This is a genomic window from Actinoplanes sp. CA-142083, from assembly GCF_050942195.1.
Classification (GTDB): domain Bacteria; phylum Actinomycetota; class Actinomycetes; order Mycobacteriales; family Micromonosporaceae; genus Actinoplanes.
Window position 1 is genome coordinate 4565962 of record NZ_CP192076.1, and the last position, 26062, is coordinate 4592023.

Annotated in this window: 16 protein-coding genes and 1 pseudogene; 9 read left to right on the top strand and 8 right to left on the bottom strand. The window is 72.9% G+C overall.

Annotated elements, in window-relative coordinates:
* Window positions 1-6: 6 nt before the first annotated feature.
* The 3 genes and pseudogenes from ACQPZX_RS20935 to ACQPZX_RS20945 all read right to left on the bottom strand — a co-directional run bounded on the left by ACQPZX_RS20935 (window position 7) and on the right by ACQPZX_RS20945 (window position 3216).
* Entirely contained in the window at window positions 7-1191 is a 1185-nt protein-coding gene (locus ACQPZX_RS20935; RefSeq protein ID WP_433383289.1) for an ABC transporter permease, read from the bottom strand.
* 13 nt (window positions 1192-1204) lie between these two features.
* Window positions 1205-1873: pseudogene (locus ACQPZX_RS20940) on the bottom strand (ABC transporter ATP-binding protein); the annotation flags it as partial.
* Complete coding sequence (locus ACQPZX_RS20945) at window positions 1870-3216, bottom strand: efflux RND transporter periplasmic adaptor subunit (RefSeq protein WP_433383291.1); 1347 nt, start codon at window positions 3214-3216, stop codon at window positions 1870-1872. The pseudogene ACQPZX_RS20940 and the gene ACQPZX_RS20945, both read right to left, overlap by 4 nt.
* Window positions 3217-3385: 169 nt before the next feature.
* On the opposite strand from ACQPZX_RS20945, the gene ACQPZX_RS20950 reads away from it, so the two are divergent.
* Window positions 3386-3565, top strand: coding sequence for a hypothetical protein (locus tag ACQPZX_RS20950; RefSeq protein ID WP_433383293.1), 180 nt, complete (start codon window positions 3386-3388; stop codon window positions 3563-3565).
* 33 nt (window positions 3566-3598) lie between these two features.
* Here ACQPZX_RS20950 and ACQPZX_RS20955 read toward each other — a convergent pair whose 3' ends face one another.
* Window positions 3599-4357 (bottom strand): L,D-transpeptidase family protein, encoded by a 759-nt coding sequence (locus tag ACQPZX_RS20955; RefSeq protein WP_433383295.1) that lies wholly within the window; start codon window positions 4355-4357, stop codon window positions 3599-3601.
* A gap of 145 nt (window positions 4358-4502) precedes the next feature.
* Window positions 4503-5411, bottom strand: coding sequence for a CAP domain-containing protein (locus ACQPZX_RS20960; RefSeq protein WP_433383297.1), 909 nt, complete (start codon window positions 5409-5411; stop codon window positions 4503-4505).
* 224 nt (window positions 5412-5635) lie between these two features.
* On the opposite strand from ACQPZX_RS20960, the gene ACQPZX_RS20965 reads away from it, so the two are divergent.
* A complete protein-coding gene (locus ACQPZX_RS20965; RefSeq protein ID WP_433383299.1) occupies window positions 5636-6928 on the top strand; it encodes an acyltransferase family protein in 1293 nt (430 codons plus the stop codon).
* Between the two features lie 69 nt (window positions 6929-6997).
* Here ACQPZX_RS20965 and ACQPZX_RS20970 read toward each other — a convergent pair whose 3' ends face one another.
* Window positions 6998-9940, bottom strand: coding sequence for an MXAN_6230/SCO0854 family RING domain-containing protein (locus ACQPZX_RS20970; protein WP_433383301.1), 2943 nt, complete (start codon window positions 9938-9940; stop codon window positions 6998-7000).
* A 258-nt stretch (window positions 9941-10198) separates the two neighbouring features.
* Between ACQPZX_RS20970 and ACQPZX_RS20975 the strand changes: the two genes are divergently transcribed.
* The 3 genes from ACQPZX_RS20975 (at window position 10199) to ACQPZX_RS20985 (ending at window position 13837) form a co-directional block, all read left to right on the top strand.
* Window positions 10199-11719, top strand: coding sequence for a lysyl oxidase family protein (locus ACQPZX_RS20975; RefSeq protein WP_433383303.1), 1521 nt, complete (start codon window positions 10199-10201; stop codon window positions 11717-11719).
* 125 nt (window positions 11720-11844) lie between these two features.
* Window positions 11845-12714 (top strand): EamA family transporter, encoded by an 870-nt coding sequence (locus ACQPZX_RS20980; RefSeq protein ID WP_433383305.1) that lies wholly within the window; start codon window positions 11845-11847, stop codon window positions 12712-12714.
* 58 nt (window positions 12715-12772) lie between these two features.
* Entirely contained in the window at window positions 12773-13837 is a 1065-nt protein-coding gene (locus ACQPZX_RS20985) for a GGDEF domain-containing protein (RefSeq protein ID WP_433383307.1), read from the top strand.
* On the opposite strand, the gene ACQPZX_RS20990 is transcribed toward ACQPZX_RS20985, so the two are convergent.
* Both ACQPZX_RS20990 and ACQPZX_RS20995 read right to left on the bottom strand, forming a co-directional pair.
* The gene (locus ACQPZX_RS20990) at window positions 13824-19664 is read right to left on the bottom strand and encodes a tetratricopeptide repeat protein (RefSeq protein ID WP_433383309.1); all 5841 of its coding nucleotides are present in this window, start codon (window positions 19662-19664) and stop codon (window positions 13824-13826) included. The two genes, ACQPZX_RS20985 and ACQPZX_RS20990, sit on opposite strands and share 14 nt — an antisense overlap.
* 709 nt (window positions 19665-20373) lie before the next feature.
* On the bottom strand, window positions 20374-21411 hold the full coding sequence (locus tag ACQPZX_RS20995) for an ROK family protein (RefSeq protein WP_433383311.1): 1038 nt from the start codon (window positions 21409-21411) through the stop codon (window positions 20374-20376).
* A gap of 115 nt (window positions 21412-21526) precedes the next feature.
* Between ACQPZX_RS20995 and ACQPZX_RS21000 the strand changes: the two genes are divergently transcribed.
* Genes ACQPZX_RS21000 through ACQPZX_RS21015 form a run of 4 tightly spaced genes read left to right on the top strand, consistent with a single transcriptional unit; the run spans window position 21527 to window position 26059 of the window.
* Window positions 21527-23008: a DUF1800 domain-containing protein gene (locus ACQPZX_RS21000; RefSeq protein ID WP_433383313.1), complete on the top strand. Its 1482-nt coding sequence runs from the start codon at window positions 21527-21529 to the stop codon at window positions 23006-23008.
* Window positions 23009-23010: 2 nt separating this feature from the next.
* Window positions 23011-24231 (top strand): DUF1501 domain-containing protein, encoded by a 1221-nt coding sequence (locus ACQPZX_RS21005; protein WP_433383315.1) that lies wholly within the window; start codon window positions 23011-23013, stop codon window positions 24229-24231.
* A 23-nt stretch (window positions 24232-24254) separates the two neighbouring features.
* Window positions 24255-25667, top strand: a complete 1413-nt coding sequence (locus tag ACQPZX_RS21010) for a DUF2252 domain-containing protein (RefSeq protein ID WP_433383317.1) — start codon at window positions 24255-24257, stop codon at window positions 25665-25667.
* On the top strand, window positions 25664-26059 hold the full coding sequence (locus ACQPZX_RS21015) for a PPOX class F420-dependent oxidoreductase (protein WP_433383319.1): 396 nt from the start codon (window positions 25664-25666) through the stop codon (window positions 26057-26059). The genes ACQPZX_RS21010 and ACQPZX_RS21015 overlap by 4 nt, the downstream gene beginning before the upstream one ends.
* Window positions 26060-26062: the final 3 nt, after the last annotated feature.

Below are 26062 nucleotides of genomic sequence, written 5' to 3' on the forward strand. Positions count from 1 at the left end.
GCCGGATCACTCGGTGCGCAGGGCGACGACCGGATCGAGCCGGCCCGCGCGCTGGGCGGGGACGACGCCGAAGATGATGCCGACGGCGGCGGAGACGCCGAAGGCCAGCGCCAGCGACCACCACGTGATCGCGGCCGGCACCGGGGTCAGGCGATCGACGAGCAGGGCGGCGGTGACGCCCAGGGCCATGCCCAGCACGCCGCCGATCGTCGTCAGCAGCACCGCTTCCAGCAGGAACTGGATGCCGATGTCGCGCGGGCGGGCGCCGACCGCCTTGCGCAGGCCGATCTCCTTCGTCCGCTCGCGGACCGACACCAGCATGATGTTGGAGACGCCGACGCCGCCGACCAGCAGGCTGATGCCGGCGATCGCGGCCAGCACCCCGGTCAGCACGCCCAGGATGTCGCCCAGGACGCCCAGGATCTGCTCCTGGGTCACGGCGCTGAAGTCGGTGTCGGGGTGGCGTTTCACCAGCGCCGCCACCACCGAGGCGCCCAGGTCGTCGATGGTGTCCCGGTCGGGGGCGCGGATCGCCAGCCCGTCGATGCGATCGGTGCCGAGCAGGCGCTGGGCGGCGGTGACCGGGACGTGCACCTCGCTGTCCCGGTCGACGCCCAGGCTCTGCCCTAGCTTCTCGAAGGTGCCGATCACCCGGAAGCGGACGCCGCCGATGGTGATCTGGCGGCCGATCGGGTCACGGTCGCCGAAGAGCTGGGTGGCGATCCCGGCGCCGAGGACGGCCACGCGGCGGCCGGTGGTGACGTCGGTGCGGGTCAGGTACTGGCCGCGGTCGAGGTGCCGGACGAAGACCGTCGGAGTGGTCTCGAGGACGCCCTGCATGCTGGCGTAGGCGGAACGCGACCCGGAGCGGACGGTCTCCCCGGAGCTGATGGTGACCGCCACCCGGGAGCGGTCGCCGACCACGCGGGTGACGGCGTCCACGTCGTCCATGGTCAGCGTGGAGGCGGTGGGCGCGGCGCCGGGGTCGAGGCGGCCGGGCACGACGATGAGCAGGTTGGAGCCGAGGCCCTCGACCTGCTGCTCGATCTGGCGCTTGGTGCCGGTGCCGATCGAGACCAGCGCGACGACCGCGCCCACGCCGATGACGACGCCGAGCATGGTGAGGATGCTGCGCAGCCGGTTGGCGCGCAGCGCGTCGATGGCGACCCGCCACGCCTCGGCGACCCTCACGAGGCGACCCTCATGCGACGATCAGCCCGTCTCGCATGGTGATCTGGCGGCGCGCCCGGGCCGCCACATCCCGGTCGTGGGTCACCAGGACGACGGCGACGCCCTCGAGGGACTCGAGCAGACTCAGCACCGACTCGCCGGTGGCCGAGTCGAGGTTGCCGGTGGGCTCGTCGGCCAGCAGCACCGTCGGGTCGGTGACGAGCGCGCGGGCGATGGCGACCCGCTGCTGCTCGCCGCCGGACATCTGGTTGGGACGGTGGTCGAGGCGGTGTCCCAGGCCGACCCGGGACAGCATCGCCGTGGCCCGGGCGCGGCGCTCCCGGCGGCCCACCCCGCGATAGACCAGCGGCAGCGCCACGTTGTCCCGGGCCGTCGTCCGCGCCAGCAGGTGGAACGACTGGAACACGAACCCGATCGTCGTGTTGCGCAGGTGCGCCATCTCGGAGGCGCCCAGAGTGGACACGTCCCGGCCGCCGATGAGCAGCCGGCCGCTGGTCGGGCGGTCCAGCGCGCCCATCAGGTGCATCAGCGTCGACTTCCCGGAGCCCGAGGTGCCGACGATGGCCACGTAGTCGCCGGCCGAGACGGTCAGCGACACGCCGCGCAACGCCTCCACCGAGACGCCGTCGAGCTCGTAGGTGCGGGTCACCTCGACGGCGACGATCGCATCAGCGGAGGTCATGACGCCTTGTCGCCGGCGTTGACCTGGTCGGCGCCGCCGACGACGATCTGCTGGCCGGGCTGCAGGCCCGAGGTCACCTGCACGACGTCCTCGCCCTGCACGCCGAGCTTGACCGGCACGCGCTCGTACCGGCCGTCGCGCACCGCCCACACCGTGTCCTGCCCGTCGGCGTTGACGATCGCGGACGCCGGCACGGTCACCGCGTCCTCCGCCTGCCGGACCTGCAGGCGCACGACCGCGCTCATGCCGGGGCGCGGGGTGGGGGAGCCGCCGGCGAGATCGAGCCGCACCCGGTAGGAGACGCCGCCGCGGGCCGAGGTGGTGGGCAGCAGGTCGACGGCCCGTACGGTGGCGTCGTAGGTGACGCCGGTCGCCGCGTCCAGCTCGACGGTCGCGGCGACCCCGGGCTCGACCAGCAGCACGTCGGTCTCGTCGACCTCGGCGACCAGCCCGAGCCGGCTCACGTCGACGATGGTGGCGACCGGGGTGCCGGCCGCGACGTAGCCGCCCTGCGGGATGGCCTCGTCGACGCCCGGGAGGGATGGTCCGGCGGCGGCGGCCGGTGCGCTCCCGGAGGAGAGAAGGTCGCTGAGCGACGACGTGCTTCCGCCTGCGGCGGGCCCGCCCAGCTGCACGGTTCCGGCGATCGGCGCTCTCAAGGTGAGTGCGTCCACGGCCGATTCGGCGAGATCGTACGCCTGTTTCGCCTGCAGCCGTTGTGCCGTGGAGAGCGACTCGACCGCCTCGCCCAGCGACGCCACCCCGCGCTGCACCGAGCGCAGGGCCGCAGCGGCCGCCGTCGAGGCCGCCTCGTACTGCTTCTCGGCCGCGTCGACCTGCTTGAGCAGCACCGCCTTGGTGGTGGGGTCGGTGACCTTGCCGGCCGCGGCGCGGGCATCGTCGAAGGCATCCGCCGCCTTCTTGTCCGTATCTTTCCGGACGGACGTATACCCGGCGAGGCTCAAGGACGGTGTGCCGCCCGATTCCGACGCGTCGAGGGCTTTGGCGGCCGAATCCAGGCGCGCTTCGAGCGCCGGCGAGTCGATCACCGCCACCACGTCACCCTTGGTCACCTTGTCGCCGGACGCGACGCGCAGGGAGGCCAGCGTGCCGGCGGCGGGAGCGCTGAGCGTGGCGGCGGCCCGGGCGGTCACCGACCCCGGCGCCTCGACGATCTCGTCGACGGTGCCGCGGCTCGCCGTACCGGTGGTGATGTTCTTGTCGTCGCCGTCGCAGGAGGCCGCGGTGAGCGAGACCAGCGCAACGATCCCGAGCGCGAGAACGCCCGGCCGGAGCCGGGCGCGGGCGGGCCGGACGGTGGTGCGCGGAGGTTCGCGAAGCACGCACGCCACTCTATGCCTCGATGTATCGGGTCGTTCGCCTGACACCTGGCCGGACAAAACGGTCAAATCCCGATTCGGCCCTTGACGACCTGGCACACGCTGAGTGAACCGTCCCCGCGGCCCCCACGTACCCCTATCGGCAAGTGAACCGTGAAGGACGTGAGTAGCAATGCAGCGAGCCGACGAGCTGACCGTGGTGCACCACGACGACACCGTCAGCCGGTTCCGGGACGTGATCTACACGCTCGGCCGGGACGGGTTACGCCTGATCACCGGCGACGGCAGCGAGCGCCATTTTCCCAGCCACGAGGTGCTGACGACGCACGCACACAGCAACGCCCGGGCCTGAACGACCCGGGCGCTGCCAAGTAACATTTCAGGATCAGGTCCCCGGGCGGCGCCCGAACACCTTCACCGTGGAACCGATCTTCCCGAGGCCGTAGTACGCCTTGGCGTCCTGCGGCAGCAGGTTGACACAGCCGTGCGAACCGCGCCACTTGTCGTGGATGTACGTGGTGGTCTGGTGGAAACCGCGCCCACCGATGAACCTCTGCCAGTACGGCAGCCAGACCTTGTACGGGTCCGACCACTCCTTCTTGGTCCGCTTGTTGATCTTGAAGGTGCCGGCCGGCGTGCGGTAGCCCTTCATCCCGGTGCGGGTGACCGTCGGCTTCAGGTACACCTTGCCGTTCTTCATCACCCACGTGGTCTGGTGGGTGAGGTCGACACAGAAGGTGAGACCCGACTTGGAGGCCTTGCAGGCCGCCGTGTTCGTCGACGCGAGCCGCTTGGCCACGTCGTACGTCGTCGGGCCGGCCAGGCCCTGGGCCGGCTTGATGCCGAACCGGGCCTGGAACTTCTTGATCGCCGCACAGTCGGCGGCGGACTGCTTGCCGTCGACGGTGACGGCGCCGTAGCCGCCGATCTTCTTGAGGTAACCCTCGACCTGCTTCTGGTACTTACCGGTCGCACAGCCCGCGGCCGCCGCCTTCGTGACCACCGTGGTGCTCACGACCTTGGCCGCCGGGGCGGTGCGCACCGCGGCGCCGGCGCCGGAAGGCGACAGCGCCATGGCGCCGAGACCGCCGCCGACCAGGGTCGCCAAAGCGGCCCCGGCAAGGCGGGCGGAAACCCGTCTCACTCGCAACTTGGTCCTCCCCAGGACATGTGTTCGCACATCGAAGCACAACCGTGCTCGCCGCGGTGCTCGGGGAAGGACCGTGGCGCGAATCCGGGATGAGAATCGGTTCGCGCCCAGCCGAGTTGAGGAGGACCTTCGTTACAAATCAGGTAGCGGGTGTCGCGAAGTCCTGGACCCAGTACGCCGTGTCATCACGGGCGATGGCCAGGCCGATGCCCATCTGGTGCAGCCGGCAGTCCAGGATGTTCTCCCGGTGCGAGGGGCTGTGCATCCAGCCGTCGACCACCTCGTACGGGCTGTCGACGCCGCGCGCGATGTTCTCGCCGTACCGCTTCCACCGGTAGCCGGTCTCGCGCACCCGGTCGCCCGCGCCGTCGCCGTTCGGCGACTCGTGCGCGAAGTAACGGCGGCGGGCCATGTCGGCGGCGTGCTCGTTGGCCGCGTCGATGAGCCGCCGGTCGAGCGTGAGGGAACCGCAGCCGCTCCGCCGGCGGTTCTGGTTGATCAGGGCGAGGATCTGCTGCTGCACCGGCGCGTTCGGGCTGTCCGAGACGTCGGCCGTGCTGACGTCCTGCTTCGCGGCGGTGATCAGGCCGCCGCCGGTCGCGCGGGGGGCGTCGACGTGGGCGGGCCGGCGGACCGGCGCCGGCCTCTGAGCCACGGCCGCGGGCTTCGGTCGTGCTTTCTGAGGTGCGGCCCTCACTCCGGCGGCGGGCGCTTCATGCGTACGGGAAATGGTGTCGTTGTCGTCGTCGGCCGCTTGGTCATCGCTGTCGACGGCGTCGTCAGACGCCGAGTCGTCAGGGCCCGACCAGCTGTCGTCATCGCTGCCCGTGTCGTCGCTCGTGTCGTCGCTCGTGTCGTCGCTTGTGTCATCGCCGGCGTCATCGCTTGCGCTGAAGCCGGGCCAGGCGAAGAAGTTCGGCATCGTGAACCCCGGCCAGCCCGGCACGTCCGGCGTCTCCTCGGCGCCGGCGCTCGTGGCCGCGATGCCGCCGGTGAGCAGCAGCGCCGACGCCGCGACCCCGACCACCGCCAGACGTTTCCTCCGCATACCGAATCATCCCTGTCGATCCCTGGGCGCCCGGCCGCTCCGGTTCGCCGCTATGCCAGGGGTCAACGTCACAACCCGGCCAAGGTCACCGGCGCGGAGCACGAACGTCGCACAGCCGCACAGACAAACCGGACAGTTCACCCCTTCGGGGTAGGCCTGCGAGGCTTGTTTGCCGACCGCCCGGACGGTCCCGCCACGCCGATCACCGCCGCTACGTTTCCCCGGTGCGCAACCGCTACCTGGACCTGCTCCGTGCCGCGGCGATCGTCCGGGTGATCGTCTACCACCTCTTCGGCTGGCCCTGGCTGTCGATCCTGCTGCCCGCCATGGGCGTCATGTTCGCGCTGGCCGGCTCGCTCACCGCGGCGTCGCTGGAGAAGCGCGCGGCCGGCCGGGTGGTCGCGTCCCGCATGCGGCGGCTGCTGCCCCCGCTGTGGCTGCTGGGCCTGGTCGTGGTGCCGGTCATGCTGGTCGCCGGGTGGCGGCAGGAGGTCGACGGCGAGCACCCGTTCAGCGTCACGAGGCTGGCGTTCTGGATCCTGCCGGTCGGCGACCCGCCCGGCAGCGACGCGGGGATCGACGCCTGGGAGCCGCTCTGGTACATCCGGGCGTACCTGTGGTTCATCCTGCTCTCGCCGATCCTGTACGCCCTGTACAAGCGGGTCGGGTGGGCGGCCGTGGCCGCGCCGCTGGCCCTGATGGCCGTGCTCGACGTGACAGGCCTGACCCTGCCGGACACGGCCGACGCGGCGCTGTGGGACTTCGTCACCTACGGCGCGTGCTGGATCGCCGGGTTCGCCCACCGCGACGGCCGCCTGCAACGGCTCCGGCCGTGGGTGGTGGTGCCGCTGGCGGTGGCGATGGGGGCGGCGGCCCTCTACTGGCTCGGCGGGCACCAGGGCGAGGACGCCTGGGACCTCAACGACGTGTCCGAGTCGCAGGCGCTGTGGTCGCTGGCGTTCGTCCTGCTGGCGCTGCGCTGGCAGCCCGGCATGGAGTGGCTGGGCCGGGTGCGGCCGCTGGACAGCCTGGTCACCGTGCTCAACGCCCGCGCCGTGACGGTCTACCTGTGGCACAACATCGCGATCGCGGCGGTGTGGCCGGTGCTGACGGTCGTGGCGCTGGACGACCTGGCCGGCGACGCCGGGGGAGCGGTCGACCTCGGGACGGCCCTGGCGCTGACGCTGCTGGCGATGGTGCTGTTCGGATGGGCGGAGGACCTGGCCGCCCGCCGGGCGCCACGGTTGTGGCCGTCGGGGTCGCGGGCGCTGCAGCCGGAAGCCGCACCGCCGCCTCCGGAGCCGGTGCCGGTCCCGTTGCGGCGGGCGGACGCCCGGAACTACAGCGCGGCCGCCGCCATGAACCGGCAGCCAGGTTCGTGGCCGCCCCCTGGGCCGCGCAACGCTCCCGACCCGGCCGCCGGTCGGCACGCGGCTCCCGACAGACCGGAGCCGCTGGTCGGCGAGGTCGTCGACGGGCGGGGCGAGATGCCGGAATGGTTCCGCCCCCACCCCTGATGGTCGACCGCGCCCGGCAGGTGCGCCGGGTCGTGGCGCGCAGGGCGGCTCGGCAGTGCGCCGGGGTCGTTACGGCGCGAGGTAGCCAAGCAGGTCGGAGGGGTGCATCGGGGTCCAAGGGTCGCCAGGGAGGCCGGTGACGGTCAGGGCGACCGAGCCGGGAGCGGGCTTCAGGCCGTCGAGGCGCCCGACGTCGGCCGCGCCGGCCAGGACGCGCAGGTCGGCGAGATCGGGAGCCGTCGGGCGGTCGTCCGCGGCGCCCGCCGCTCGCGGGGCTTCGGGGGCTGACGCGGCGGCGCGGATGGCGGATACGTCGGGGGCAACCTCGGTGTAGGCGCCGTCCGGGTGGGCGATCAGGACGCGGTCGGCGCGGCCGGCCGCGTGCCAGGCCATCAGGTCGAACAGGGTGGGGCGGTGACCGCCGAGGAAGTGCTCCCACTGGTCGGCGGCGGCGCGGGCCAGCTGGTCGCCGTGGCGGTCGACGCTGTGGCCGTAGCCGCGGCCGTTCAGCATCAGGTCGGTCCACAGCAGGCGGCGCGTCCGCAGGTCGATGACCATCGGCAGGTGCATGCGGGCGTTGCCGTGCAGGTCGTAGCGCTGCGCCACGCGATCGGCATCGAACCGCCCGTCGTGGCGCGACGGCAGCATCAGCCCCGCGAACGCCTCGGTGAGCAGCTCGAACGGCACCGCGTTGAAGCTGAGCACCATCGGCACCAGGAAGCGCACGCCCTCGGCCGCGAGCAGCCCGAGGTCGAGATCGAGGAACTCGGTGGCGCCCAGCGGCGCCGGCGCCGACGTGAAGTCGCCCGAGTGCACGGCGGCGTCGCCCGCGAACCGCAGCTGCGTGTAGTCGCAGTGCCCGGCCCGCTCCCACTGCTCGCCGAAGAACGCGCACGACAGATCGAGGTCGACCCGCGTCTTGGCCGGCTCCTCCCAGTGCAGGAAGAGCCGCAGCACCTCGACCTCGGGCAGCCGCCGGACGCTCCCGCGCGGCCACCCGGCCAGCTGCGCCGACCCGGCCCGCTCCCGCATCGGCGCGGGTGCCTCCGCGAGCGCGGCGTCGATGACGGCCACATCGAAGCGCTCGAGCCGCCCGGCCCGCCCGCTCAGCTCGTGGTCGACGAGCTCCCGCATCTCCCGGATCGCCTCGGGCGGCAGGGGCGAGCGCCGCTCGGGCTCGGTCCAGGTGGTGACGACGCTCCCGCGCGGGAAGAACACCCGCCGCGGCATACCCGGCCCGGGCCGCCCGCCAACGATCCCGTGACCGCCGTCGCCCGGCTCATCGGAAGCATGCGCGTGCCCCTCGCGGGAGGGCTCCAGGCGCGCGGGCGGAGTGGGCGCGGGCGGGTGGCCCTCCCGCGCGGGCGGGGAAGCGATGCCGCGCACGCGCTCGAGGGCCGCGCCGAGGGAGCTGGTGAAGGCGGCGGGCTCGAACGGGCCGCTCTTGCGCGCCTGGGCGGCGGCGCGGGCGCGGGCCGTGGCGGCCAGCTGGGCCGGCGTCGCTTGTGCCGTCTCGGCACGGCCGGCCAGCTCGGCGGAAGCCGCGGCGAGCACGCCAGGGGCGACCCGGGCCGCGGACTGCCGGGCGGCCGCGGCGATCGCCGACAGTGCCTCGGGGTCGTCGCCGGCCGCGCGCAGCAGGTGGTCGAGGCGGCGCCAGAAGTCGCCGGGGCGTTCGGTGAGCAGCTGGGCCGCGCCGGCCGCGTCGCGCTGTTCGAAGGCGTGCTCCACCAGCGACGCGTGGGTGCGCAGGCGGACGCCGATCCGGTCGCCGGGGCAGGACTCGACGAGCAGGTGGCGTGGCGACCGTGCGCACGCGGCCACCATCGCGGCCCCCAGCGGCCCGGAGCGAGCCGTGCGTGTCCCGCGAAGGGCCGCGAAAGCGACCGCCGCCTCCGGGAACGTGTGCGTCCACTCGTACGGATGAAGGCGCTCTCCCAATCGCTTCCACACCGTGACGTGACGACGCAGCTCTTCCGCCGCCAGTGCGGCGCCGCAGGCGTCGATGTGCGCGAGCACCGCGCGCCGCAACGGGCGCGGCAAGGCCCGGACCCGCGGCACCGGAACCGTCACGCGCGGCTCCTCGTGCGGACGCCACTGATCGCCCGGCGCCGGATCGTCGCTCTCGCGGCGCGGCAGCACCAGGCCCGGATCGCCGCCGGAGTAGGACCACAGCGTGCGCGCCGCGTCGGTCACCGTCGACCAGTGGGCGCGGGCGGAATCGACGACCTGCGGATAGCTCGGGGTGAGCGCGGCGGCGTGCAGCGCGTCGGCGATGAGCAGCGCGAGGGTCTCGCGGGCGGGCACCACCGGTGGCAGCCAGTCGAGCCGGCCCGGTGCGGTCGCGGCGACCAGGGCACGCAGGTTGTCGCGATCGGTCTCGCTGAGCGCGTGCGGACGGGCGACCAGCTGATCGCGCAGCTGGGCGCCGGCCGTGACCGGGGCCGTCTCCAGGCCGGCCAGCCGCATCGGCACCTCGGGCGGGTCGGTGCGCAGGGGACCGCGGGCGGGCGGCTCGACGATCGTGAGGTACGTGTTCGCGGCGCTCAGCCGGCGGCCGCAGACCGGGCAGCCGGTGAACTGCTCCGGCGGGAAGCAGGCCGGGCAGACCACGTGGCCGCAGGGATCGAGAGGCTCGCCGCCCTCCTCGCGCCCGCACAGCACGCACGGCGCGCCGGGCACGGCGAAGAGATGGGCGAGCAGGCGCCGCACGTAGACCGCTTCGACGTCGCGGGGCGTATCGGGGAACGCGCGGTAGAGCGGAAGCATGGGCCGGTCGGCGCCGGAAAGCTCGTCGACGGTGGCCAGCAGCCAGTCGGCCCAGCGCACCCGCACCGCGGGGGACAGGCGCGCCGCGGCCGCCCGCAGGTCGGACCGCATGAGCCAGCCGCGCTCGGCGAGGTCGGCCTCGAGCGCCGCAACCCACGCCGGCCCGTCCGGCGGTGGCGAGCCCGTGCCCACCACCGTGACCCGGCCCGTGCACCGGAACAGCACAGCAGCCAGCGTGTCCACGCCGAAGGAACCTCCCCGTGAGATGCGGTGGGCGGGAAGTGGCGACGCTAAGTTTCCGGAAGAGGGTGAGAAGGAAGCACCGCGGGGAGCCGCCCACCGCGCCTCGCATCGTATGCCCGGCCGGTCCGCACTTCATCCGAATAAATGGTCCCGATTTCGTGCCAACGCGGGCAGTCCTCACAGGAATCTCACAAGTGTCCGCATTGGATGGTCCGGCAGCGACCGGTGTCGATCCGGTCGCCCGACCGGAAGGTACTCATGACGGACCGGAAGAAACGCCTGCTCGCCCGCGGTGCGGCGGTGGCCGTGCTGGTGGTCACCGCGACCGGGGTGGGAGTCGCCCAGGCGGCCGCCAACCCTCCGCCGCTCTCGTTCGTGGCCGCCACCAACGCGGTCACGGCGGAGCGATACGTCTACGACGGCGAGGTCTGGCTCTCGTTCGACCTGGGTCTGCACGTGATCGCCGGCAAGGACCCGTTCGAGATCTGGGCGAACCGCACCGGGTACGACAAGCCGATCGCCGCCCAGCGGGTCGTCACCCAGAACGGCAAGAAGAAGAAGGTGGCGCTGCCGGCGGGCACGGTCACCGACTTCACCGGGCTCAAGGACTTCACCACGATCAGCATCGCTGACGCCTCGGGGGCCGTGGTCAAGCAGTACTCGACGTCGTTCTGCGGCAACTCGTGGAGCTCGGCCCGGACCCGGCCGGACGCGCCGGCGACGACGCCGTACCCGACGCAGTGCGGCGGCGAGTACAACCCGTTCACGCTCGGGGCGGTATGGGGTATCCAGGCGGGGTGGGACTCGGCCGTGCCGGATCAGCCGTACTTCCGCGACGGGGAGTCGTTCGATCTCGCGCCCGGCAAGTACACGGCCACCGCTACGGTGAGCTCCCGGTATCAGCAGTTGTTCGGGATCCCGGCCGACCAGGCCACCGTGCACGTCGCGGTGGACGTGGTCGACGCCGACATGGGCTTGAAGTCGGCGGACAAATCGGTCAAACGGAGCGCTCGGGACGGGGAGCAGGTTTCTGACTACGTACCCTCGCTGCGTGCTCCGGCCAAACGGCCGGCCGCGACGCTGAAGGCCGCCCCGGCGGCCGGACCCAAGCCGGACCTGCGTTCCCTGCCCGCCTGGGGCATCTCGCTGTCGCAGGAGGACAGCAAGTGGTACGTGAACTTCGGCGCCACCGTCTGGAACGGCGGCACGTCTCCGCTGCTGGTCGACGGCTTCCGCCGCTCCGGCACCGAGCTGATGGACGCCTACCAGTACTTCTTCGACGCCAAGGGCAACCAGGTCGGTTCGAAGCAGGCCGGGACCATGGAGTGGGACGATCGGGTCGGCCACAAGCATTGGCACTTCACCGACTTCGCGCAGTACAACCTGCTCGACTCCACCCAGAAGCTGGCCGTGCGCAGCGGCAAGGAGGCGTTCTGCCTCGCGAACACCGACACGGTCGACCTGACCGTGCCGAACGCGAAGTGGCGCCCGGACAACACCTCGCTGGAGACCTCGTGCGGCGCGAACACCGTCGTGGCCGTGCGTGAGGTGCTCGACATCGGCAACGGCGACACCTACAGCCAGGATCGGCCGGGCCAGTCGTTCGAGATCACCGACCTGCCCAACGGAACGTACTACGTCCAGGTGCTCGCCAACCCGGCCAACAGGCTGGCCGAGCTGAGCACCACCAACAACTCGTCACTACGCAAGATCATCATCGGGGGTACGGCTTCGGAGCGCACCCTGGAAGTTCCGCCGGTGAACGGTATCGAGGGATAGCCCGGAGGGGCTCGGGTTCTCCGCGCCGTCCGTAGGACCAGGCGCCGGTACCAAAAGAGTGTCGGACCCCACGAGTAGGAAGGTCCGTGGAAGCCATCCACGGACCGACCAGAAAACTCGGGGACATGAAACGGCCTGAAGTGCCAGCGCCACTGCTCGTGCTGCTCTCGATCACCTCGGTGCAGTTCGGCAGCGCCATCGCGCGCACGCTCTTCGACGACCTGGGCGCGGCCGGGGTGACCCTGCTCCGGCTCGCGATCGCCGCCCTGGTGATCGCGGTCATCACCCGGCCGCGCCTGCGGGGCTGGTCGGCCGCCGCCTGGCGGTCGGCCGCCCTGCTCGGCGTCGTCATGGCCGGGATGAATCTGATCTTCTACCTCGCCCTGCGCACCGTCCCGCTGGGCATCGCGGTCACCGTGGAGTTCCTCGGCCCGCTGCTGCTCACGCTCGTGCAGACCCGCCGCCTGCTCGACCTGTTCTGGGCGCTGCTCGCCGCGGCCGGCGTCGTGCTGCTCGGCACGACCAACAGCGGTGCCGCCCCGATCGGCGGCCTGATCCTCGCGTTCGTCGCCGGCCTCTGCTGGGCGGGCTACATCGTGTTCAGCGCCAAGCTGGGCGGGCTCGTGCCCGGCACCGGCGGCCTGACCATCTCGCTGGCGGTCGCCGCCGTGCTGGTGCTTCCGTTCGGCGTCGAGGGCGCTTCCGCGGTGATCGTCGACCCCGCCCTGCTGATCGGCGCCACGGCCGTGGCCCTGCTCTCCTCGGTCCTCTCCTACGGCCTCGAGATCAACGCCCTGCGCCGCATCCCGACCCGCGTCTTCGGCATCCTGATGAGCCTCGAGCCGGCCGCCGCGGCGATCGCCGGCCTGCTGCTGCTCGGCCAGCGCCTGACCGGCATCGAGGTGCTGGCGCTGCTGCTGGTCATGCTCGCCAGTTTCGGCGTGACCATGGCCGCGCCGAAACGTTCGGAAAGGAAGGAGCCGGAGCACGTCTGAATTGCTCAGATGCTTGCCGCCGCAACCGAAGGTCTAACCGACACGAGGAGGCGGCAGGGTGCACTATCAGCTACGCGACGAAGCGGGCGCATCTCGCTCGGTCGCGTACCTGTTGATGGGTGCGGGGCCGTTCATGCTGGTCACGGGCGTGATCCTGCCCGACCATCCGACACCCGGCAGCGTCGCCGTGTTCGTGCTGCTCACCTTCCTGTTCCTCGGCGCCGGTGCGCTCTGCCGCTGGCGTCCCGAGCGGGTGCCGCACCTGGCCTGGCTGTTCGCGCCGTTCTTCGGCATCGCCGTGATCACCGGGCTCAACCTCGCGACCCATGACGCCAGCACCGGCGCGCAGCTCTTCTACCTGTGGCCGGTGCTGTACGCGGCGAACTTCCTCAGCCGCGCCGTCAACTACCTGACGATCACGCTGGTCTCGGCCGGCAACGCGGCGGTTGTGTTCTCGATCCTCGGAGCCACCGTGGGCCTGTCCGACTGGGCGTCGCTCACCGTCGCGATGATGCTGACCGCGGTAGTCGTCGCCTCCCTGCGGGGCCGCAACGAGCGCCTGCGCGAGGTGCTGGAGACGCAGGCGTACGCGGATCCGCTCACCGGCGTGGCCAACCGGCGCAGCTTCGACGGCGAGCTCGCCCGGGCCGTCGAGTCGGCGCACCGCACCGGCGAGCCGATCGCCCTGATGACCCTCGACATCGACCACTTCAAGAAGATCAACGACACGTGGGGCCACGGCGTCGGCGACCAGGCCCTTCGGCTGGTCGCCGACGCCCTGCGCCGGGTGGCGTCCGGCCGCGACGACGTGGTCGGCCGGCTTGGCGGCGACGAGTTCGTGGTGCTCATGCGCACCGACCGGATGGGCGCCCGCCGCGCCGCCGACGACGTGCGCGCCGCGGTCGCCGAGGTCGCGACGCTCCCCGGCGGGCCGCCCGGCCTGAGCATCGGCATCGCGGTGCTGCCCGACCACGCCGGCACCGCGGTCGAGCTCGGCGCGGCGTCCGACGCGGCGCTCTACGAGGCCAAGGAAGGCGGCCGGGGGCGTACGGCGATCGCCCACCCGCCGGGCGCGCGCCACAACGTCGACCAGGTCCCGTCGGTCACCGTCACCGGGGCTTGACGACCCGCTGCTCTGCCGTGTCCTCGTCGAAGGCGTCGTTCTGCTTCGCCGGCTTCTCGGCCGGCAGCTCACGCGGGTAAGGCCCCCAGCCGTCGCGCAGCACGTGGATGTAGACGGCCTCGAGACAGACCCCGATCCGCTCGGCCAGCTCCTGGTCGTCCGGCCGCCCGAGCCGCACCGCCTTCGCGAAGTGGTCGAGCGCCTCCATGTGCCGCCCCTGGTCGAAGCAGCAGCGCCCGGCGTTCTCGTGCACCACGCTGCGCAGCGCGTCCGGCACGCGGGCCGAGGCCGCCTTCGCGAACAGCCGGTCCGCCTCGGTGAAGTCCCCGCGCAACCGGAGGATGTGCGCCAGCTCGGCCTGCGCGATCACCATCGACTGCACGTCCCGCGCCGACTCCGCGTGCGCCAGCGCCAGCCGGCTGGCCGCGGCCGCCATGCCCAGCTCGCCGAGCAGGCGGTAGACCTCCGCCCGGACGCTCAGCAGCCCTGCCTTGGCCACGTTGTCGACTTCGTCGGCGAGCGGCCCGTCGAGGCGTTCGCCCAGCTCACGAAGCGCGTCCTTGTTGTCGACGACTTCGCGTAGCGTCCCGCCGTCGAGCCGCCACCGGATCGCGTCGAGGTCGGCCGCCGCCAGCACCGCCGGCGGCTTCTGCGGCTCCTCGTAGACGTGTTCCTGCTCCGGGACCTGCGCCGACATCCGCTCGGCCATTTCGGCCCGCACCGACGCCGCGTCCGGCTTTGCTTCTTCCGTACGGCTGCCGGCGACGTTCCCGGCCTTCGCCTCCGGACCGGCCGCGTCGTCCGCGTCGGCGGGTTCGCCGTTCGCCTTGTTTGCCCTGTTCGCGTCTTCCGTGCCGATTGCCGCCCCGTTGAGCAGCCCCGAGAGGTCGAGGTCCAGCACCACGCCGTCGTCCAGTGAGTCCCCGGCGTTCGGGTCCTCCGCGCTTTCCCCCTCGGGTTCATCGTCCTTCTGGGGCGCGACGAACCACATGCCACCGAACTCGGTGTCGCCCGACCGCCGGGGCTCCTGATCCGGCCCGGTCACCGTGAGACGAGCGATCGGCTTGAGGTTGTGCAGCGTGCCGTCCGAATCCATGTACGGCGCCGCGTGCGCTCCCCGACGCCGCTGATCCTCACCCGCGGCCGCCTGCGCGGCACCTTCGGACGCTTCCGGCGCACCGTGTCGCCCTTGACGCTCCGCGCCCTGTGTGGGCGCCTGCGCGCCGTTCTGCGCGGCCTGAGCCGACTGGCCGGCTTGTTCCACCGGCTGCGCGGCCGTCGCGGATTGCCCGCTTCGTGCCGCCAGCTGCGCGACATGCGTCGGCGGCCGGCTTTGCCCGGCCGGCTGCGCGGCGGGCGTCGGCTGTCCGGCTTGCTCCGCCGTTTCCCTTTGCTCCGCCGGCCCGTTTTGCTGCGCCGGCCCGCTCTGGTCTGTCGGCCTGCCGTGCTGCGCCGGCTCGGCCTGGTGTGTCGGCGCGCTCTGGCGAGTCGGCCCGCTCTGCTGGGTCGGCGCGCTTTGGTGCGTCGGGTCGCCGTGCTGGGTCGGCGGTTGTTGCCCAGCGCGCGAGGCCGACTGCCCCTCCGAGGACGGCCGCTGCATCGGAACTCCGACGCTCCGCCCGTCCCCACCAGCCGCTCCAGGCCCACGGCCGGCAACAGGCATCCCAGGGTCAACCGGCGCACCACGCTGAGCCGCCGGGCTGACAGGCCGAACGGGCGCACCCGAAGGCGGCTGCTCAACAACCGGTGCCTGCGCAGCCTGCGGGGGCGGCCACTCCTGCCGCGGCGGAGCGAGCGGCTGGGTCGGTGCACCGTGCTGGGTGGGCGCGCCGTGTTGGGTGGGCGCGCCGTGTTGGGTGGGCGCGCCGTGTTGGGTGGGCGCGCCGTGTTGGGTGGGCGCGCCGTGTTGGGTGGGCGCACCCTGCTGTGGCGGCACGGCCTGCTGTGGCGGATAGGGCGGAGGTCCAGCGGGCTGCTGCGGCGTCGGAGGCTGCGGCCGCCGAGCTCCGGACGGCGCGCTGACCGGAGCGGACGCCAGCGATGTCGGCCGGCCGATTGGCGGCGCCTGTTCGCCCGGCCGGGGTACGGCCGGCACGACGGGGACACCCACGGCGGGCACCCCGCCGCGAGGAGCGGGCACGTTCGCGCCGGATGCGGCAGCGTCGTGGCCAGGCTGGCCCGGCTGGGCTGCGCCGGGCACCTGCGGCGGCGCCGGCCACGCTCCGGGAACCTGCTCAGGGGAAGCAGCCTGCCCAGCAGAAGCAGGCGGCGCGGGAGTCGCCGCACCGGGCGGCGTAGCCGGAACGCCAGCCTGCCCCGGACCGTAAGCGGGCGCCGGCGGAACGGCCGCGGGCCACGTCGGCTGCTGCGGGGCTGCATGTCCGCCCTGCTGAGCGGGCTGCTGACCTGGCCCATGGAAAGCTGCGGGCGGCATGGCGGCAGGCGGTGTGGCGGCGGGTGGCATCGCGCCGGGTTGCAGGGCGGCGGGTGGCATCGCGCCGGGTTGCATGGCGGCGGGGGGCATCGCGCCGGGTTGCGTGACGCCGGGCGGGATCGCACTGGGGACCGGGGGCCGGATGTCCGCAGGGGGGACCGGTGCGGTGTGCGGCGGAGCGGCGGCCGGGCTAACGGGACGGTTCGGGTCGATGCCGGGGCGCGGCAAATTGGGGGACATCGGCCGCGACAGGCCGGTGACCGGCTCGGCGGCGGGTGGCGCGTCGTCCGGGACCATCGACCACGGGCCGTCGCCCTCGGTGAGCATGACGTGCGCTGTGCGGGGGCTCCTACGCGCGCCGAGGCGGGTGCCGGTGTCGGCAGGTGAACCGCCGTGCTGCGGCATGCCGAGCCGCGTGTCCGATTCGCCGGGCGAGCCGCCGAGGCGGGTGCCGGTGTCCGTGGGGGAGCCGGGCTGCTGGGGCGCGCCGAGGCGGGTGCCGGTGGCGGCGGGGGAGCCGGGCTGCTGGGGCGCGCCGAGGCGGGTGCCGGTGGCGGCGGGGGAGCCGGGCTGCTGGGGCGCGCCCAAGCGGGTGCCGGTCTCCGAAGGCGAACCGGGCCGGCGTTGGAGCGCGGCCGGGTCGAGGCGGTCGGGGTGCTGGGCCGGTGGGGCCTGCGGGCCTGATGCGGCCGGGGTGACCGGGGTTGGCGGTGGGGTGACCACGCGCGCGGCGGGGGTGGCCGGGTTCGTGCCGACCACGCGGGGGGTGGCGGTGGGCTCGGCCTTCTTGACGACGCGCGGAGGCGGTGGTGGCTCCTCGCGGCTGATCACCCGGGCCGGGGTGGGCGGAGGGGCCTTGCTGATGACCCGCGGGGCGTTGCCGTCCTCGTCGCGGTCGTCCGGCTCGGGCTCCGCGCCGGCCGGGCGCGCGTCCTGCTGGGCGGCCGCCGGCTGACGTGGCTGGTCGACCGGGGGAGTGGCGCGGTCCGGCTGGTTGTCCTGCTGCGGCTCGGTGGCGGGCCGGCGCGAAGGGTCGGCCGTGGGCGGGCGCGAGAGTTCGGCGGCGGGCTGATCGGAGAGATCGGCCGTGCGCTGACGCGCGGGGTCGGCGTCGCGATCGGCTGTGGCCCGGCGTGCGCGGTCGGACTCCTGCTCGGCTGCGGCACGGCGGGGGTCGGGGCGGCCGTCGGTGAGCTCGGCGGCGGGCTCGTCGTTCCAGGTTGCCTCGCCCTCGATGTCCCATGAGGTGACGCGCTCGCGGTCGTCGTCCCAGCCGGAGTTGTCCGACCAGGCCACCTCGGTGCCGTGGGCGTCGCGGCGGGCGCGTGGGTCGTCCTCGTTCCAGCCGGTGCCGCCGACCGGGTGGTAGCCCTGGTCGTGCTCGCCGGTGGCGGGGACCGGCGGGCGGCCGCGGTGGCGGGTGTCGGGCTCGGGGCGCTGGTCGTACTCCTCGCCGCGGTAGGGGCGCCGTGGGGCCAGGTCGTCCTGGGAGTCCGGGTCCCAGAAGGCGGTGCGCTCGCCCATGCGGCCGGGGCGGCGGCGCTGGTCGGGGGTGTCCGACCAGGCCGCGGGCTCCCCGCGGCGGGTGCGCGGGTCGCCGACCGGGCGCTGGATGCGCGGGTCCGTGGTGTCCAGCTCGTCGCGGGAACGGCGGCCGCGCGGGTCGGGGCCCTCGCCGGGGCGCCGCATGCGGGTGTCGGTGATGTCGAGCTCGGCGTCGATGGGGCGCCGGCCGCGGGCGGGGCCGCGACCGTCCCCACGGGAACGCTCGTCGGCGGAGCGGCGGCGGTCCTGGTCGTCCCACCGCTGCTGGCCGCCGTCGGAGGCCCAGCCCTGGTCGCCGTCGGGAGCCCAGCGCGGGTCACCCTGGGCGGCCCACCTCTGGTCGCCGCCGGGGCCACGACGGCGGTCCCCGTCCGAAGCCCATCGCTGGTCGCCGTCAGGCGCCCGACGCGGGTCGCCATCAATGCCCCGGCGCGGGTCGCCATCAGAGGCCCGACGCGGGTCGCTGTCGGGTCCGCGGCGCTGGTCGCCGTCCGAAGCCCACCGTTCGTCGCGGCGGCCTCCGTCGGGGCGCCGGTACAGATCCATCGGATCCTCGGGCCTTGCCTCCGGCACCCGCGCGCGCCCGCTGGCTGCGGGCTCCGCGTCACGCCACCCGGACTGGTCGGCCGGACCTCCACGTCCCGGCCCACCATCGCGCGGCTCCGTCCCACGTCCCGGCCGGTTGCCGGGCTCGTCGGGCACCATCGCGGCCACCCGGGGTCCGCGCCCGGCGCCACGCCCGCGCGGCTCCACGTCGGGCTGTCCCCGACGCGGGTCACCATCGCGTGCCACCCGGCCGTCGCGCGGGTCCGCGCCTCGCTCGCGCGGGTCGGTCCCACGCCCGGGCGGAGCGTTCCGAGGATCCGCGACCTGCCCTGGCTGCGCCGCGCGCGGGTCGGCAACCCGTCCGGCCTGCGCGGCGCGGGGATCGGCAACCCGTCCGGCCTGCGCCGCCCGAGGATCCGTGCCCGGGCCACCCCGGGGGTCCCGTCCCGGCGGGGCAAGGCGAGGATCGGTCTGGGCCTGGCGAGGATCAGCAGCGCGGGGGTCGGTAGCGCGAGGGTCGGCGGCGCGAGGGTCGGCGGCGCGAGGGTCGGCGGCGCGAGGGTCGGCGGCGCGAGGGTCGGCGGCGCGAGGGTCGGCGGCGCGAGGGTCGGCGGCGCGAGGGTCGGCGGCGCGGGGATCGGCGGCGCGAGGGTCGGCCTTGGCGCCGCGGCCCTTCTTGCCGCGCTTGTCGGCGTCGCGCTTGCGGTCCTCGTCCTCCTGGGCCTGCTTGCGCCGCAGCCAACCCTTGCGGGCCGGCTTCGAGGGCGTCGCCTCCTCGGCGGGCGCGACGCGCGTCTCGGTCTGCGGCCCGTGCCCGTACGCCTCGAGGTCCCGGTGGTCGAACGGCTCGTCGATGTCGTCCTGGAAGTCGCCGAAGCGGTCGTCGCGGCGGCCGGGCTCGCCGGTGCTGCTGATCGGGAAGTCGGGGGCGTCGAAGTCGGCGCCCAGCTCAGGGCGGTTGAAGTCGACGTCCTCGAAGCCCGAACCCGCCAAATTCGGAACAGACGTGTCCACAGGGGAGAAGTCGGGATCGTCCAGCCAGCTCGGGCGCTGCGAGTCGAACGGGCCCTGCGGTTTGCGCGGCGGGGCGCTGTTACCTGCGGCACGTCGCTGCCGGCGGGCGGCCAGCTCGTCGACCGGGGGGTTCTCTTCCGACGGCGGATTCGCACCGCGCCGGGTGGGGATCACCGGGTCGGGCGCGGACCGCTTCGTGTATTGGCGTTCTTGAACGACCGCCGTATTCGGCATGATGGAATACTCGGAGTATTCGTCATCCCAGTATTCGTCGTCCTCGAAGCTCATGCGGCGGCCCCGCGGGCGGGCAGGCGGCGATCGAGGGCCCGTCCTTCGCCCCTGTGCCGCATGATGCCCCCCGGTCTCGCCAACGTCGTCCTCCCCCTTCCGGCCCGGATGGTGACCCCTCCCATCCGGTGGATGTGGAAGGTTAACCACGCTTTTGCGACGTGCGCCAGCACCCTCGTGAGCGCGTCACCGGGCCGCGTGGCCGTGTGGTGACCGAGAGTTGGCGCGGCGGTCGCGCGGGCCGCGTGCTGTTGTTCGCGGGAGAGTACGTGTGGCCCCGCCGAACAGTTCAAACTCGACCGGGGCGAGCACGGATCGTCGGCGGGAATTGACGCCACGTCACCGTGTGCCGAGAAGTCCACTTAAAGAATTCTTAAACTCTTTTTGAGGATCCCCACGGATTTCCGGACGACCCTGATCGGGCGAAGATCGGTAACCTCCCGGTGTCTCACAGGTTGCCGCAGGGTGGCGAACGCCACTCTCGCTTCATGCGGATCAAGGTGCTAGGGGATGTCACGGTTGTTGAGCGAACCCCGATCCCCCGGCCGGTGGCTGCCGCCCCCGTAATACGCGGCCACCGTCGCGCCACACCCAACGGACGCTCACACCGCTTGCCCCCCATGCGTGTGTGAGTCCAAGGCGGCGCGAACCGGGAAAAGGAACGGCGGCGGGGTGCACACCGCCGTCGTTCCGACGTAACACAGCAGGATCAGGAGACCCGTTCGAGCGCGGCCACGGCCGCCCCGCGCGCGCCGGCCATGTCGAGGTCGGCGACCAGCGCGAACGAGGCCGCCGCCTGCTGCTCCTGCCGCAGCTGGGTGGCCTCGCGCACCGAGTTGAGGAACCACTGCCGGAACCGGGGCGCCGCCTCGACGACACCGCCGCCCAGCAGGTACGCGTCGGGGTCGGTGAAGTTGGCCGCGATGGTGAAGAGCTTCCCGATCGCCTTCGCCTGCTGCCCGAAAACCGCCAGCGCCAGCGCGTCTTCCTTCTCGCCGTACCCGCGCAGCAGCTTGGCCGCCTTGCCGATCGGCTCGGCCGCCAGCGGGTGGTCGGGGAATTTCGAGAGCCAGTACGGCAGCAGGTTGTTCTTGATCCCGGTCAGCGACGCGATGCTCTCGACGTCGCCTTCGAACCCACAGTTGCAGGCCGGCACCGGCTGGTCGTTCTCGAGGACGCCGTGCAGCGGGATCTGCACGTGCCCGAGCTCGCCCGCCATCCCGGCGGCGCCGCTGACGACCTTGCCCTTCTCGACCACGCCGCCGCCGAGCCCGGTGCCGACGATCGCGGCGACCGACGACCGGTTCATCGCCTCCTGGCCGAAATGCCGGTGGTGGGCGTAGAGCGCGGCCGCGTTCGCGTCGTTGTTGTAGATCACGGGCAGCCCGATGCGGGCCTCGAGCGCACCCCGGATGTCGTACCCGTGCCAGGAGACCTGGTTGAAGTTGGTGGATCCCTTCGACGAGATCACGCCGGTGGCGCTGGCCGGGCCGGGGGTGTCGAGGCCGACCGCGCGCACCAGCGTCCGCGGGGTGCTGGTCAGCTCGATGATGTTCAGGAACGCCTCGGCGAGCGCCTCCACCGCCGACTCGGGCCCGTCCTGCACGAGGCTCGGATTTTCCACCAGGTGGTCGACGAGGAACTGGCCCGTCGCGTCGAGGACGGTGGCGTTGTTGCAGGTGCCACCGTTGTCGAGGCCGACAACGACCCAGGAGGCTGGGGTGCGTACGGGTTCTGCCTGATCCACAAGCGTGAGCGTACGTCCGTTTCCGCCCGCGGGATACGGGTGCAGGCGGATTGCGGCTCGGTAAGTCACGGTTGCAGCGGCGACGCCGTACCGCGTACGCGTCGAAGGGTCCTGCATGACGACCCGCCGTACGCTCATCGCTGCCGCCGGTGCCGCCACCGCCGTGACCGTTCTCGGTCTGAACGACGCGGCGCAGGCCGCGGAGAAGGCCGGCCCGATCGCGCACCTGCTCCGCCGCGCCACCTTCGGCCCGACGCCCGCCTCGCTCGCCGAGGTCACCAAGCTCGGCGTCCCGGGGTGGCTCGATCGGCAGCTCAGCCCCGCGAAGATCGACGACGCGCAGGTCGAGTCGCTGCTCACCCGCCTGCCGCTGGCCGGCGCGAGCATCGCCGCCGTCCGATCAAAGATCAAGCAGCATTCGTACGAGGCATTCGGGCAGCTCGGCCGCGCGGCGGTGGCCCGGGCCGCGTGGAGCAACCGGCAGCTGTTCGAGGTGGTCGCCCAGTTCTGGGCCAATCACCTGCACATCGCGGCCCCGTCCAGCGGCGTGTGGGACAGCCGCAGCGACTACGAGACCCAGGTGATCCGCAAGTTCACGTTCGGCAGGTTCGCCGACATGCTCAAGGCCTCGATGAAGCACCCGGCGATGCTCACCTACCTGGACAATCGCTCGTCGACCAAGGCGCACCCCAACGAGAACTACGCGCGCGAGCTGATGGAGCTGCACACCGTCGGGCTGATCTACAGCGAGCAGGACGTGGCCCAGGCGGCGCGGCTGCTCACCGGCATGACCGTCGGCAAGGACGGCCTCTACACGTACGACGCGGCCCGGCACGCGACCGGCGCCGTCAAGGTCCTCGGCTTCGCGAACGCCGGCGCGACCGGCGAGGCCGGCCCGATGGCGCTCGCCGACTACCTGGCCCGGCACCCGGCGACCGCCCAGCGCATCGCCACCAAGCTGTGCGTGCGGTTCGTCGCCGACGAGGCGCCGGCGTCGCTGGTGACCAAGCTGGCCAAGGTCTACCTCGACAACGACACCGCGATCGTGCCGGTGCTGCGCGCGCTGTTCACGTCGGCCGAGTTCGCCGCCTCGGCCGGGCAGAAGGTCCGCACCCCGTTCGAGGACATGATCGCCACGATCCGCGCGCTCGGCCTCGGCCCGGAGGCGAGCGGCATCAAGGCGCTCGACGCCCTCTACAACGCCATGGTCGACGCCGGGAACGCGCCATTCCGGTGGAACCCGCCGAACGGCTTCCCGGACGTGGCCGCGATCTGGGCGTCGCCGTCCAGCTTCCTGCTGCGCTGCAACCTGCACCTCAACCTGGCCGCCGGCTGGTACCCCACCCAGCTCACCCGCCCCACGGACCTGCTCAAGTCGCTGGTTCCGGCGCTGCCGGGCACGTACGGGGCACTGGTCGACGCGCTCGCCGTGCGGCTGACCGGGGTCAAGCTGCCGCCCGCGCACACCGCCGCCGTGCTCAGCGTCGCCGGGAAGCTGCCGACGAGTTCTCTGAGCTCCGCCGACAAGTCCCTGGCCGGGCACGCGCCGTACCTGATCGCGCTCGTCCTGAACTCGCCGACCTTCCAGCAGAGGTGATCATGAAGCTTGCCGGATGCGCCGAGAACGTGAGCATGACCCGCCGCGGTCTCCTGGGCGCTGCCGCCCTGAGCGGCCTGGCCAGTGCCGGGCTGTCGACGAGTCTCGCCTTCGCGGCCGAGCCCGGCTACCGCGGCGACACGCTGGTCGTGCTGTCGCTGCGCGGCGGCTTCGACGGCCTGTCCGCGATCGCCCCGATCGGCGATCCCGACTACTACAAGGCCCGCCCCACGATCGGCCTGCCGAAAAGTCAGGTCATCGCCGGCGACGGCACGTTCGGCCTGCACCCGGCCCTCGCGCCGCTGCTGCCCGCGTGGAAGGCCGGCCAGCTCGCCGCCGTGCACGCGGTCGGCCAGGGCAACCCGACCCGCTCGCACTTCGCCGCCATGGAGGCCATGGAGAACGCGGCCCCCGGCACCTCGATCCGCACCGGCTGGCTCGACCGGATGCTCGGCGCCACCGGCGCGAGCGGCCCTCTTGCCGGCGTCTCGGTGGGCCACGCCATGCCGGCCCGCCTGTTCGCCGGGCCTGCTCCGGCGGTGTCGATGTCCTCGATCGACAAGTTCACCCTGGCGGGTGATTCCGACAAGCGGCCCATCGCGGCGGCGCTGCGGCAGATGTACGCGGACGGCCCGGCCATCGCCGCCGACAAGGCCGTGACCGCGTTGCGCACTCTGCCGGCAGCACGCTCCGCGACCACGTATCCCGCCACCGAGCTGGGCGCCGCCCTGCGCGACGTGGCCCGCCTGATCAAGGCCAAGTCCGGCCTGGTCACGGCGGCCGTGGACTGCGGCGACTGGGACATGCACGACGCGCTCGGCACCGCGGTCAAGGGCCAGCGCATGTACGACAACCTCACCGAGCTGGCCACCGCGCTCGCCGCCTTCACCGCCGATCTCGGCCCCGACGGCATGGCCGGGGTCACCCTGCTCACCATCAGCGAGTTCGGCCGCCGGGTCGAGGAGAACGGCTCCCGGGGCGCCGACCACGGCCACGGCAACGCGATGCTGCTGCTGGGCGGCGGGGTGCGGGGCGGCAAGGTGTACGCGAACTGGCCCGGCCTCTCGCCCGGCGCGCTGGTCGCCGGGGATCTCGCGGTCACCACCGACTACCGCTCGGTGATCGGCGAGATCCTCCGGTCCAGGTGCGGGTTCGGCGCGCTCGACGCCGTCTTCCCGGGCGTCAAGCCGTCCTCGTTCGGGCTGGCCACCTTGCGTTCATGATCAACGTTTAGGCTGGTAGCAACATGGAACCAGCAAACGGGCACGTCGTGCTCGACACAGCTCAGAACGACGGATTCACGTCGCTGCGCCGGCCGGCTCGGCCGCGCGCCGAGAGGTACGGCCTGGGCCGGTCGCTGCGCGAGCGCGCTCACCGCTCCGACATGGCGTACTGGACGGCGCCGGCCGGCCGTGCCGACCCGGTGCAGCAGGTGATCGAGCAGAATCGGGGCCGTCAGCCCTGGCTGATCCCGATCCGGGTCGGCCGCATGATCTCCTCGCCGTACGCGTTCCTGCGCGGCTCGGCGAACATCATGGCCGACGACTTCGCGGCGCTGCCCGCCACCGGCATCACGCCGGTCATCTGCGGCGACGCCCACCTGGGCAACTTCGGCTTCTACGCCTCGCCCGAGCGTGAGCTGGTCTTCGACCTCAACGACTTCGACGAGGCACACCCCGGCGCGTGGGAGTGGGACCTGCGCCGGCTCGCGGTCAGCGTGCACGTGGCAGGCCGGCAGAACGGCTTCCGCGAGGCCGACTGCGCCGAGGCCGTGCACCACTGCGTCGAGGAGTACCGCGAGCAGCTGTCCCACCTCGCCGAGCGCCCGCTGCTCGGGCGGTCGTTCGACCGGCTCGACGTCGACCGGCTGCGCTCGGCGGCGTCGCGGGCCAGCTTCCGCGACGAGATCGAGCGCGCCGCCCGCCGCGCCCGCCGCCGCACCAGCGACCGCGCGCTGCCCCGTTTCACCGACCGCAGCGACGGCACGCTCCGGCTGGTCCAGGAGCCGCCGCTGATCACCCGCCCGTCCGAGGGGGAGCGGGATGCCTTGGCCGAGGCGCTCGACGGTTACCTCAACACGCTTCCGCCGCACTGGGCCCGCATCCTCGCCGGCTACAGGATCGTCGACATCGCGCACAAGGTGGTCGGCGTCGGATCGGTCGGCTTGCGCGCCTACGTCGCCCTGTGCGAGGGCAGCAGCCCCGACGACGTGGTGTTCCTGCAGCTCAAGCAGGCCCGCCGCTCGGTGATCGCGAAGCACCAGCACGGCGAGTCGGCCTGGCACCGGCACCAGGGTCAGCGGGTGGTGGAGTACCAGCAGGCCCTGCAGACCGTCAGCGACCCGCTGCTCGGCTGGACGACGGTCGGCGACATGCAGTTCTACGTGCGGCAGTTCCGCGACATGAAGGGCGCGATCGTCGTCGAGGGCATCGACGCCCCCGCGCTGGGCGACTACGCCGGCATCTGCGGTTACCTCCTGGCCAAGTCGCACGCCCGCACCAGCGGCGCGTCGATGATCGCCGGGTACATCGGGAGCAGCGACAAGCTCGCCGACTCGCTGAGCCGGTTCGCCCGCACCTACGCCGACCAGGTGGAATCCGACCACGCCGCGCTCAGGGCCGCGGTCCGCCAGGGCGTGCTGCCGGCGGAGCCCGCGTGAGCGGCGTCGTCGACCTCGCGAATCCCGCGCTGCGCGCCTTCTGGACCGAGCGCCACTTGTGCACTCTCACCACCCTGCGCAAGGACGGCTCCCCGCACGTCGTGGCCGTCGGCGCGACCCTCGAAGAAAACCTGTGTCGCGTGATCTCTTCGGCAACATCGGCACATGTCAGACATGTCCGAAGCAACCCGAGGGTGGCGGTCTGCCAGATCGACGGCGCACGGTGGACAACCGTCGAAGGCCTCGCCATCGTCCGGGAAGACGAAATGTCTGTCTTGTCCGGCGAAAGACTCTACGCCGCGCGCTACCGGACACCGAGACCCAACCCGCTGCGGGTCGTCATCGAGATCAGCGTGACGAAGGTCCTCGGCTCGAGCGCCTTCGCGAAGTAGCGT

Bases quoted from the DNA above. Each gene is read 5' to 3' on its own strand.
- ACQPZX_RS20950 (WP_433383293.1), top strand. From the start codon at position 3,386: ATGCAGCGAGCCGACGAGCTGACCGTGGTGCACCACGACGACACCGTC.
- ACQPZX_RS20960 (WP_433383297.1), bottom strand. From the start codon at position 5,411: ATGCGGAGGAAACGTCTGGCGGTGGTCGGGGTCGCGGCGTCGGCGCTG.
- ACQPZX_RS20975 (WP_433383303.1), top strand. From the start codon at position 10,199: ATGACGGACCGGAAGAAACGCCTGCTCGCCCGCGGTGCGGCGGTGGCC.
- ACQPZX_RS20980 (WP_433383305.1), top strand. From the start codon at position 11,845: ATGAAACGGCCTGAAGTGCCAGCGCCACTGCTCGTGCTGCTCTCGATC.
- ACQPZX_RS20990 (WP_433383309.1), bottom strand. From the start codon at position 19,664: ATGAGCTTCGAGGACGACGAATACTGGGATGACGAATACTCCGAGTAT.
- ACQPZX_RS21000 (WP_433383313.1), top strand. From the start codon at position 21,527: ATGACGACCCGCCGTACGCTCATCGCTGCCGCCGGTGCCGCCACCGCC.
- ACQPZX_RS21005 (WP_433383315.1), top strand. From the start codon at position 23,011: ATGAAGCTTGCCGGATGCGCCGAGAACGTGAGCATGACCCGCCGCGGT.
- ACQPZX_RS21010 (WP_433383317.1), top strand. From the start codon at position 24,255: ATGGAACCAGCAAACGGGCACGTCGTGCTCGACACAGCTCAGAACGAC.